Below are 10,539 nucleotides of genomic sequence, written 5' to 3' on the forward strand. Positions count from 1 at the left end.
TTTCTCGACAAACTCTCAGACTCCTAGAGAGCTATAGCCCGAAGTGGTAGAGTTTTTAAGCGGTCATAAATTTAATATGACCGCGTAACCCGTCTCTATTACAGTCACAGTCTATGATCTAAGTTAATTTAACCCTACTTTTGGGCTTCGGGGAAGGAAGTTAACCCGATCTCCCTAGCAGCTTCCCCTAAATCTAACCCCCTCAAAAAATACCTCTATAAGCCTTGATAAGCTCAAAACAATAGTTTGTACTTACCCTTCGGAGCAACCCGCCTCAAATCGCTTTTTTTCCTTAACAGAGAGGATATTCTTTTCCCATCTGCCCTCTGAACAAATTAAACGGAGGGCGAGCGCATTCAGAAACAAAATTCTCTCTTCAGTTAGCTGGCTAACAAGTTGACAAGTTAACTGATGAATTGTTGTTTTAATCTTTTTTTAAAACCAAGTCCTAAAAAAGCTTTAGTTGTTAGTTTAGGGTAGTTCGTTAATTGTCCAATATTTAATAACTGTCATGAACACTTCGACTAACTCTAAAGGAGCAACAGGTTTACTAATGCAGCCAGCTACGTTCAATTTGTAAAGCTTCAGTTTTTCTTCATCATTGTTACAAAAATTGGCTAGAACAACGACTGGTATTACTTTTAATTGAGAGTCAGAGCGTAACTCACTCAGAAACTCCCATTCGTTCATTGTGGGTGAGTTAATAGCTAGCAGGATTAATCGAGACTCTTGGGGAATCACAGACAGTTTCTTATCTTGAGAACGCAACATCTCTAAAGCTTCTAATCCGTTCTTAGCTGTGTAAAGAGGATGAGTAATCTTGTTATTTTTAAAGATCTGCTTGATGTCCACGACAGTTTCTACATCATCTTCTACTAGCAAGATGTTAAGTTTTTTATTAGATAGTTCAGTTAACAAGATTGACTCCAAACAAAGTTAGTGAAATTAGCTTAAAAGATCACGACCAAATCGCCTTTATTATAGACACGGCTCACAATCTAGGTTAATCCTTCTTTGGGCAGATGGGGAAGAAATCACTCTTTAAACTTGCTATTAAGTTAGTCAGCGTTCCAAGTTGACAAGTGAAATCATGAATTATCGTTTTAAAAGCAAGTCGGTTTTTCTAAAAAATTGAGAATTTTAATCGAAGTTAAATGGCTATTCAAATTTTCGAAAAAGCTTGAGTTATTAACTCAGATTAGTTCGTTAATTGTCCAATATTTAAGAATTGTCATCAGCACTTCAGTTAACTCTGATGAAACAATCGGTTTACTAATGCAGCCAGCTACATTCAATTTGTAAAGCTCTAGTTTCTCTTGATCCTTGTCACAACAACTTGACAAAATAACGACTGGTATTATTTTAAGTTTAGGATCAGAGCGTAACTCACCTAGAAACTCCCATCCATTCATTTTCGGTAAGTTAAGCTCCAGCAAGATTAATCGAGACCTTTGAGGAATTACAGGCGGTTTACCATCTTGAGAACGTAACATCTCTAAAGCTTCTAATCCGTTCGTGACTGTGTAAAGAGAATGAGTAATTTTATTTGTTTTGAAGATTTGCTTGATCTCCCTAACAAATATTTCATCATCTTCTACTAGCAAGATATTGAAGATTTTCTTAGAGGGAATCGTCAACAAAATAAACTCCAAATCAAAACAATTATTTTCAACACCTAATTAATCCTTAATTTCTAGCAAGCTGCTACTCTTGACGGCTTACTGTTTTGAACATCAATTTAAACTCTTAGCCAAGCCGAAGAGCTATTTTCATTAGTCTGTCCTAAACATCTCTAACTTAGATAATTTATTGCTCTATCATTAGAATGATTTTTCAGGAGCATCATTCTTCTCTTAATTAAAAAGCCCATCTTCAAAGCTAAACCGATGTGAAAAACGATCCAAAGAGCGGATCTCGCATTCTGAAGCGATCGCCCACAAGTTTAAGTCTTCTTTTGGGCAGAGGGGAAAGAAGTTAACCTTCTGTCAATTTAACTTGTTAGTAAGTTAACTTCTTACTATTTTAACTTGTCAACTTGTTATATGGTTCTCTAAAGCCTCTTTTTTGCTCGATAGTAGTTAACTGTAGTTTACCGTAAATAGTAACTTTAATTTATTAACTGTAAACTACACAACTTTAATTATTTACAGTTGTTAACTTAAATTAACCTGTCTCTTATACTGTAGTTTACTGTAAATTTAAGTAAATCAAACTGAGAGTGACTTAGAGTTTTTGACTCATGAACGATTTCAGTTAAGTCTTTAATATATAATGTTTTTAGTTATGTAATTTACTGTAAATAACAGTTCTATCTCATTAAAATTATGCCGACTAAAGAATGGTTAGAGCAACATACCAAGATACAAGCCTACCTCAATGCTGACTTGTCAGCTAAACTCACTGCTTGGATGAAAGAAAAAAACATTACTCAACTTTCTAGTGCAGTGGTGGTGATCCTCGAACACTACTTAAACGATCGCCCTCCTTCGGAAATCTCATCTCAGGTGCTATTCGATGAAGTGGAGACACTTAAAAAAGAAGTAGCTTTAATTAAAGCCTCTCTTGTCGAAGCGGGTGCTAAATCTTTAGCTCCCAAGATGACATCAGAGGTGGTCATTTTCCCAACTGAGAGGATGAATATTCAATACACCGAAAAAGAAGCCCAAGACGGACTAACTAAGAGTGAACTGTGTGATCGCCTTAACTTGACCATCTACCAAGTGGATAAGGCAGCTAAGGAACAAGGGATAGCTATTAATGACTATCTCTTGAAAATCACAGGCTGGAAAGTAGGAGAAGGTAAACGACCAAAATATTACCCAACAAAAGATTAGAGCCAATCAATAAAAAAGAAGAATACCTGACGAGTATTGAGCATCACTAAATAAGCAATAAAAATTAAATATACTAGAAGCAAACTCATCTTTAGATACCGTTCTTCTGGACTTATGCACTTTCTACCTTCCCCAACTTCATCAGTTAAATATCGTCAATCTGAAAGTGATAGTCTTGGCAAATTCATAAAAGAAAACAAAGAAACAAAGCAGTTTTTTTTAAAAAAAATCTTGAGCGTTCGCGATTTACTTGTCTTATCTATCTCTCAAACTGAATCCGAGCAACTTAGAGAAGAGTTACAGAAAATCTTAGAAATGATTTATGAGATTTCGAGAGAAATTTGAAGATTAAGACAAAATCAGAGAGAGTTATGCTGACTAAAACTGAAGAAGAAAAATTGCTTAAACTCACTCTCTATAATTAAGCTAATTCTTGATGATTATGATTTTAATCACTGAAAATTAGTGTTTAAATCACTCTAGACTTCTCGACTTTTTGAGATAATGGGCTAGTTCTCAAATTCTCTTTTAATGGAAATCGTTTTAAAAGCGATAGTGAAGTATCTAGAGCAACAACCTAAATGGTTGCTTCTCACTCTCTCCTGTCTGCTTATATTTTTACTAGCATATATAGATGAGCAAACTAGTTTTGAAGTTAATTTTTCATCGTTCTATTTAGTTCCTATTTTAATTAGCTCTTGGGGAATTAGCAAAAGAATAGGGGTAGGTGTTTCATTCATCAGTGCTTTGACTTGGCTAATTACCAATCAGTTAGCGGGACAAGTCTATTCTCACTGGCTCATTCCTTATTGGAATTTAGTTAACCGACTAAGTGTTTATCTACTTATAGTCATTCTTGTTTGTGCCTTAAAAAAATCCTTAGAAAAGGAAAGAGTTTCAGCGAGAACCGATTTTCTAACTGGGGCTTTTAATAGAAGAGGCTTCTATGAATGCGTCAACTTGGAAATTCTTCGCTCTCATCGCTATCAACGCCCTTTTACTGTTGTGTATCTAGATCTAGACAATTTTAAAATTATTAACGATTCATTAGGACACCAAACTGGCGACATCGTTCTTCAAAAAGTCGTTGGAATTCTTAAAAAACAGATTCGGGCTATCGATATAGTCGCTCGTTTAGGTGGAGATGAGTTCAGCTTACTCCTGTTAGAAGTTAACCAAGTATTAGCCCCAAAGATTGCCTCTAGAATTAATGAAAAACTTTTACAAGAAATGCACAATAATAATTGGCTAATCACTTTCAGTATAGGGGTTGTCACCTACCTAAAACTCCCCCCATCAGTGAATGAGTTGATTGGCATAGCCGATCAATTAATGTACGAAGTAAAGAGGTTAGGCAAAAATGCTATTAAGTACAAGGTTTATGGAAATTAAAGCGAAAGGGTATTATTGAAAAGCCAAAAACCTTAAACAAAGCTCCCTGCTAATACCTTCTTAACTCTGCATAAAGCCAGCATACCCCGCCTATATACAAAAACTCTTCACTTCGTTTATAATTGAGGCGGGTGCTGGTTAGGGGGTCACCCCCTAAAACCCCCAATCGGGCAGATGGGAAAGGAAATGAAGATGGCTGAAAAACTTGACACCTCACTCTTAATTCGATTAAGCAAAACTGAAAAATCAGCATGGCAAGAAAAAGCCCTTTTAGCTGGAATGCCCCTGGCTTCTCTAGTCCGTCAAGCCATGAAAAAAGCCACCATTTCCAAGCACTTAGATCGCTCCCTTTTTCAAGAAAGAACCTGTCAAATTCGCCGCATCGGCATCAACCTAAACCAAATCGCTAAATGGGCTAATACTTACAAAACAACCGCCGAAGCCATCGAAATCATTGAAGCCCTCAAAGAAATCGAACTCGCCCTTAATCAACTAACAAATGAAAAGGCATCTTCTTTCCCATCTGCCCAAAAAAACGGAGGTGAAGACGATGTTAGTTAAATTCTTCAACGGCGGTCAAGGAAAAGGCGGCGGAATCGTTGATTATTTAACCCGCGAAAAAGATGGCAAAGGCGTAAAAAGAGAACCCTTACCCGAATTCTTAAAAGGCGACCCAGAGAAGATCGTTCAAATCATTGACTCACTTGACTTTAAATACAAATATCAAACAGGAGTCATCAGCTTTGCTCCAGAAGATGCGCCCACCGAACAACAACAGCAAGCATTAATCGATTCATTCGAGAAAACTGCATTTGCAGGACTCGAACCCGACCAATACGACATCCTTTGGGTCAAACACAGCCACACAAGCGGCGGTCGAGTCGAACTGCATTTCGTCACCCCTAGAGTCGAACTCAGCACAGGTAAAAGTTTAAACATCGCCCCCCCAGGCTGGCAAAATTATTTCTGCCACTGGCGCGACTATTGGAATTACAGTCAAGGATGGGCCAGACCCGACGACCCAAATCGAGCCAGAGTTTACCAACCTGGCTACCATGCTCTCATTGATGCTCAAAACCAACGATTACAAGATGCAGGACTCGCCACCATTAGCCGAGACGACTATCGAAAAATCATTCACAATTACATCGAAGAAAACATCAAACTAGGGCGCATCCAAAACCGAGAAGACATCATCCAAACCCTACAGGAAGCCAATTTTCAAATCACTCGAACGGGTGATGACTATCTAACAGTCTATAGAGAGAGTTTAAACAAACGAATCCGTTTAAAAGGGGGAATTTATGACGCATCTTGGCGACTTGAATCGAGAACTCCAGCAGAAATTGGAGCAGGAGAGGAAACAGATAGAACAACTACACAGCAGCGAATTAACCAAGCTCAAACAGAACTTGGAAATCGAATGTCAAAACGTGCTGAATACTTTCAGCAACGCTACCCAAGCTATCAAGGAGAAATCACAGAATCAACTCAAGTGGTATCTAGCCCTACCCACAGTAACCACTATCGGCCTCTTGGGGACTTTCTTCATCAGCAGTTGGGCGATGACGCAATACTTAACCCATCAAGCCAACAAGATAACCAGTCAACAAGCAGAGAGCCAACGACAACAGAAAACCCTCGAACTCCTCAAGAAAAAGACTTGGGGAATCGAACTCTATCAGAACAACAAAGGCAAATTCATCATCATTCCCCCCAACTCCCCACTGAGCCAACAAACTCAATGGAAATGCAACAGCAAACCCTGTCTCAAACTCTAAAACAAGAAAATGACCGACCTCGAAAAACAACTCCTCCAGACCTTCAAGAACTTCATCTCACAATACGAACAAGACAAAAAGAAACAGAACGAACTTATCGAAAACTGGCTCAAGAAACAGGAATTGAACAGACAGAAACAGAGCGAAGAAATATTGAACTTCGTCGCCAATCAGAACAAACAAATCAACAACTTAACCAACTCCATCAAATCCTTGAGCAAACGAATCGAAGAATTAGAGAAAGCCTACGAAGACATCGTGAATATCTTGAAAGAATAAAAATGAAACAAACCGAAGAACTAGAAACCTTCAAAACCCAAATCAACTTAGTCGAATATGCTCAAACTCAAGGATATGAAATTGACCCCAAAAAATCGAGTTCTTATTGCATTGTTCTTAAAGACCATTCAGGAGACAAAATCTTAATTGGAGTCGATCAAAATGACGGGCATTACTTCTACTACTCCGTCAAAGATGATCGAGACAAAGGTTCAATTATCGACTTCATTCAAAAAAGACGATCGCTTAATCTAGGTGAGGTGAGAAAAGAACTTAGACCCTGGGTAGAAGGCAGCTACACCCCGACGAAAAGACCTGCTGAAGCGGCTCCTAAACCCAAACCCACAACTCATAACCGACACAAAATCATCGCTCAGTTTGACTCGATGAGGGAGATCGCCAATCATGCTTATCTCCAGCATCGGGGAATCAATCGAGAAACCCTCGAATCGGATCGCTTTGCTGGCACAATTTACACCGACTCTCGAAACAACGTGATTTTTCCCCACCGAGATCGAGAGGGGGTTTGTGGCTATGAAATCCGCAACCAGCAATTCAAAGGCTTCTCAGAAAGCGGAACGAAAGGCTTATGGCATTCTCAAACCACAAGAGAAGACAAACGGCTCGTCATCTGTGAAAGCCCGATTGACTGCCTCAGTTATTACCGATTCTTTGACGACGACCAGACTCGTTACTTTGCTACAGGAGGAACCCTATCAGAAAACCAAAAAGATCTCATCCGAGGAGCCTTTGAAAAGATCCACAAACAAGGCGGTCAAATTGTCATTGCTACAGATCGTGATGAAGCAGGTGAAAAACTTGCTCTGGAGTTGGCGAAAGAAGCCCCATCTGGCTCTCAAATCTCTCGTGAGGTACCCGATTATCAAAAAGACTGGAACGAGGCTCTAATCGTCGCTATTCGAGAGCAACAGAAAAAGTCTGAACGGAGTCGAAGCAGGGGGCCTACGTTGTAAGCCTTAACCGATGAGCCTTGTAGCTACTTCTTTCCCATCTGCCCAATCAGAGGGTTAGTTGAGTTAGCGTTCAATATGCCTATTAAACTTGGCTGGCTTTGTGTGAGTAAATGTTTTTTACTAGAGGAGTCGGATAATTTTGAGGACTTGTGATGGAACCTATGAAATCAACAGCTTGGGTTGAAGTCAGTTTCACACTTCCTCGTGAAGAGGCGAGAAAGACGGCTCTTAAATATTTTGAGCGATATCCCAAACAAGGTTATGACACTCATGTGGCTCATTGGCACGTCACAGAAAACGGCGAGATTTTCTTTGTGATGCGACGTTATCCAACTTGTGATTGAGCATCTAGGGCAGGTCGGAAAATCGTAGCTCCCGATGGTCGCTTTCTTACCTATACTAAGATACAAAAAGGAGTATTCTGAAAGTCCTACTGTGTAAAGGGTTCACAAATCGATTGTCATGCTATATCATGACAATGTAATGCTATATCATGACAATAGTATGAATCCTAAAAATAGACGGGTCGGCTCTGTTGATCTAGAAACTGGTGAGGTTTTAGATGGAGTCTTTGTTCACTTCAACCCTAAACGTAATTCTTATGGTAATGGATGGGTCATGAATAGCCAAGAAGCTTTGACAGAATTAGCAAGAGATAAAGATTTAAAGGGAGAAACTTTTAGAGTATTACTTTATCTTTTAGGTCGGTTGGATTTTGAGAATTGGCTATTAGTTCAGGGAAATGAAATTTGTGAAGCTTTAGATATGAAACGTCAAAATGTTTCTAAATCAATTGTTCTTTTAGAAGAAAAAGGTATTTTAATCCGAAATGAAAAGAAAATAGGACGGTCTTATGCCTTTCGGTTAAATCCCTATTATGGATGGAAAGGCAAAGTAACGAACCTTGAAGACTATCGCAGACAAGAAAATGATGAAAGTATTAGAAAGCTTAAATTAGTTACTTCAGATAGAGAGAATACATCTTTAACAAAAGTGCAGAGCAAAAAAGAGATTGTCCCGCCTTCTTCAGAAGTCTCTGAACTCAGCAAACAGTTTGATATTCCTACTGAGAAATTAGAAAAACTTCTAAGCCACTTCCAGAGTGTCCATGATAGTTCAGTATAGTCTTCAACCCTAAAGTTTACTTCAGGCAGATGGAAAAAAATCGATTCTTAACAAAGGAAAAAACCATGACCCAAAGTGAAACTCAAACCCAATGGCAGTATCTAGAGAAACGCCCTCATCCCTGGCGACAGCAGCTTTACATCAAGGGAACGAGAATTAAAGCCTCGGTCATCTACTCAGACATGATTGTTAATCACGAAACCCCGTCTGAAGCTGCCTTTAACTGGGATTTGCCAATTGAAGCGGTTAAGGAGGCAATCAAATACTGTGAAACCCATCAAGACCTATTGAAGCGAGAAGCACTTGAAGAACGCCGTTACCTAGAAGATCGAGGAATCCTCCTTAAGCCTAAAGCTGTTCGTTGATAAGGATTGAAAACTAAAAAGGCAAATATTCAACCGTATTGAGCCATTCATTCGGTTCAGAGGCTTGGGCAATTAATTCCAAATCCCTAACAAACTGCCCGATCGTCCCCCCCAATTGATGTCCGAAGATCAGTCCCGCAAACGGTTTCCCCTGACGCTGCCAATCCTCGGCCAACGCTCTAAAGCGAATATCTTGGGTAAAAATGACCCGACCTAGACAAGACACCCGTTCCAGTAAGACATCATCATCCAGAGTAGCCGAACCATCTTCAATGGCCGTCAACACATCTACCCCACGACGGCGTAGTTGCTCCGTAATCGCAAAGGGAACGTGAACATCCATGTAAAGAGCAACAGCCATCTAAAGCAACCCGACTGAACGCAGCCGCACCAAAAAGGGAGAAGGTGACGCTTGAATTTTAAGAGCTTCAGCTTGAGACCATTCCGAGCGAATTTCAGTGTCAATTTCCTCTTGATGGTCGAAGTAGTAAGCCATCGCTGCATGAAGCTCACTTCGGTTCAGATAGGGATGCTGACGACCCATTTCCTCAACCGACCAGCCGTAGGCTAAATAATCCATGACAATTTGAGCGACCCGTACACGGGGGACTCGCTCTAAATGGGCTGGGGATGATGGACTCGCTTTGACGATGTGGGGGTAAATAACTTGACTGGTCATGGCGTTTTCCTTCAACTGGCTATAAATAAATCTTATCAGGTGTTCAAAAATCCCCCGAATCACCCCCTCGACTGATAAGAAAAACTAAATTCGCCTAGCTACAAGAACGAAATCAACAGGGTTTAGCGAGGTTACACTATCTTACTTTAATTTGATCGCCTATACTGAAACCCATGAAAGTCAATCGTTTCGGACGGGCTGAAATCCTCACCGCCCCACAAATATCGTTACTTTTTAACGAGGGCTTTGTCAATCCAAGAGACAAAGCTTTATTCGGGGTGTGTTTATATGCCGCAGCCCGCATCAATGAAGTCTGCACCCTGTTTTACGCCGATGCGATCGGGCTAAAGGGAGTTAGGGATAAATTAGTGATCCGTTGCTTCAATACCAAGGGCAAACAGGAAACGAGGGAAATCGATATTCACCCTCGGTTACGGAAGTATTTGGAAGATTATCGAACTTCAGCCCCGTCACTAGATAAATACAATCCTCACCTATTCCCTGGCAGACACGGCAGGGGTCACATTCACAAAGCGAGTGCTGACCGAATTTTACGATCCACTTGTTTGAGGTTGGAGATTGAGGGGGTGAGTACGCATTCATTCAGGAGAACGGCACTTACTTGGATGAGTGATGCAGGTGTTCCTTTGAGGCATATTCAGGCGATTTCTGGTCATCGTACTCTAGCTGCTTTGGAGAGGTATTTAGGGGTGACGGATAAACAAAAACAACGGGCGATCTCTACCCTGGATTTTTAAGGGGCGGATGGGAAAGAAGCAGGGCTTTTTATAATATACAAAAGGGAATTTCTCAAACCTGCTCAGGGTAAAGCGTACAAAACTTAATAGTCATTATATTTATGACAAAGTAATATTATTTATGACTATTTTGGGAAATCGCTCATGAGACGCAGGAAAATAGCATCTATAGACCGAGAAACGGGAGAGGTCTTAGATGGAGTGGTTGTTTACTGCTCTCTCTTACGTAATCCCTATACCAAAGGTTGGGTTATGAATAGCCAAGAAGCGTTGGAAATTTTAGCGTCCGATGAGGATTTGACTAAAGATGCTCTAAGAGTGCTGATCTTTTTGATTGGTGAGCGTCGCACAC

General features: G+C 40.1%; 13 protein-coding genes and 1 pseudogene. 10 read left to right on the forward strand and 4 right to left on the reverse strand.

Going from position 1 to position 10,539, the window contains the following annotated elements:
* Nucleotides 1–471: 471 nt before the first annotated feature.
* Both CFPU101_RS24355 and CFPU101_RS24360 read right to left on the reverse strand, forming a co-directional pair.
* Entirely contained in the window at nt 472–918 is a 447-nt protein-coding gene (locus tag CFPU101_RS24355) for a response regulator (RefSeq protein ID WP_206818356.1), read from the reverse strand.
* A 275-nt stretch (nt 919–1,193) separates the two neighbouring features.
* Nucleotides 1,194–1,637, reverse strand: coding sequence for a response regulator (locus CFPU101_RS24360; RefSeq protein ID WP_242578245.1), 444 nt, complete (start codon nt 1,635–1,637; stop codon nt 1,194–1,196).
* 687 nt (nt 1,638–2,324) lie between these two features.
* Between CFPU101_RS24360 and CFPU101_RS24365 the strand changes: the two genes are divergently transcribed.
* The 8 genes from CFPU101_RS24365 (at nt 2,325) to CFPU101_RS24395 (ending at nt 8,750) form a co-directional block, all read left to right on the forward strand.
* A complete protein-coding gene (locus CFPU101_RS24365; RefSeq protein ID WP_206818357.1) occupies nt 2,325–2,834 on the forward strand; it encodes a hypothetical protein in 510 nt (169 codons plus the stop codon).
* Nucleotides 2,835–3,581: 747 nt separating this feature from the next.
* Entirely contained in the window at nt 3,582–4,226 is a 645-nt protein-coding gene (locus tag CFPU101_RS24370; RefSeq protein ID WP_206818358.1) for a GGDEF domain-containing protein, read from the forward strand.
* Nucleotides 4,227–4,418: 192 nt separating this feature from the next.
* Nucleotides 4,419–4,787: a MobC family plasmid mobilization relaxosome protein gene (locus CFPU101_RS24375; RefSeq protein WP_242578246.1), complete on the forward strand. Its 369-nt coding sequence runs from the start codon at nt 4,419–4,421 to the stop codon at nt 4,785–4,787.
* Between the two features lie 1,229 nt (nt 4,788–6,016).
* Nucleotides 6,017–6,286 carry an MbeD/MobD family mobilization/exclusion protein gene (locus CFPU101_RS26410; protein WP_374191991.1) on the forward strand — a complete coding sequence of 90 codons (270 nt, stop codon included), beginning with the start codon at nt 6,017–6,019 and terminating at the stop codon, nt 6,284–6,286.
* 386 nt (nt 6,287–6,672) lie between these two features.
* Nucleotides 6,673–7,260, forward strand: a complete 588-nt coding sequence (locus CFPU101_RS26415) for a DUF3991 and toprim domain-containing protein (RefSeq protein WP_374191992.1) — start codon at nt 6,673–6,675, stop codon at nt 7,258–7,260.
* 161 nt (nt 7,261–7,421) lie between these two features.
* Nucleotides 7,422–7,604, forward strand: coding sequence for a hypothetical protein (locus tag CFPU101_RS24385; protein WP_206818361.1), 183 nt, complete (start codon nt 7,422–7,424; stop codon nt 7,602–7,604).
* Nucleotides 7,605–7,878: 274 nt separating this feature from the next.
* Nucleotides 7,879–8,385: a helix-turn-helix domain-containing protein gene (locus CFPU101_RS24390; protein ID WP_206818362.1), complete on the forward strand. Its 507-nt coding sequence runs from the start codon at nt 7,879–7,881 to the stop codon at nt 8,383–8,385.
* 65 nt (nt 8,386–8,450) lie between these two features.
* Nucleotides 8,451–8,750 (forward strand): hypothetical protein, encoded by a 300-nt coding sequence (locus CFPU101_RS24395; RefSeq protein ID WP_206818363.1) that lies wholly within the window; start codon nt 8,451–8,453, stop codon nt 8,748–8,750.
* A 13-nt stretch (nt 8,751–8,763) separates the two neighbouring features.
* On the opposite strand, the gene CFPU101_RS24400 is transcribed toward CFPU101_RS24395, so the two are convergent.
* Together CFPU101_RS24400 and CFPU101_RS24405 are read right to left on the reverse strand one after the other, a co-directional pair.
* Nucleotides 8,764–9,111, reverse strand: coding sequence for a DUF5615 family PIN-like protein (locus CFPU101_RS24400; RefSeq protein WP_206818364.1), 348 nt, complete (start codon nt 9,109–9,111; stop codon nt 8,764–8,766).
* Nucleotides 9,112–9,429 carry a DUF433 domain-containing protein gene (locus tag CFPU101_RS24405; protein ID WP_206818365.1) on the reverse strand — a complete coding sequence of 106 codons (318 nt, stop codon included), beginning with the start codon at nt 9,427–9,429 and terminating at the stop codon, nt 9,112–9,114.
* A gap of 173 nt (nt 9,430–9,602) precedes the next feature.
* Here CFPU101_RS24405 and CFPU101_RS24410 point away from each other — a divergent pair, with 173 nt between their 5' ends.
* Together CFPU101_RS24410 and CFPU101_RS24415 are read left to right on the forward strand one after the other, a co-directional pair.
* Entirely contained in the window at nt 9,603–10,187 is a 585-nt protein-coding gene (locus tag CFPU101_RS24410; RefSeq protein ID WP_206818367.1) for a site-specific integrase, read from the forward strand.
* 144 nt (nt 10,188–10,331) lie between these two features.
* Nucleotides 10,332–10,539, forward strand: a pseudogene (locus CFPU101_RS24415) (MarR family transcriptional regulator); the annotation flags it as partial.

Origin of the sequence: Chroococcus sp. FPU101 (genome assembly GCF_017312365.1) — a bacterium.
Taxonomy (GTDB): domain Bacteria; phylum Cyanobacteriota; class Cyanobacteriia; order Cyanobacteriales; family Microcystaceae; genus Chroococcus.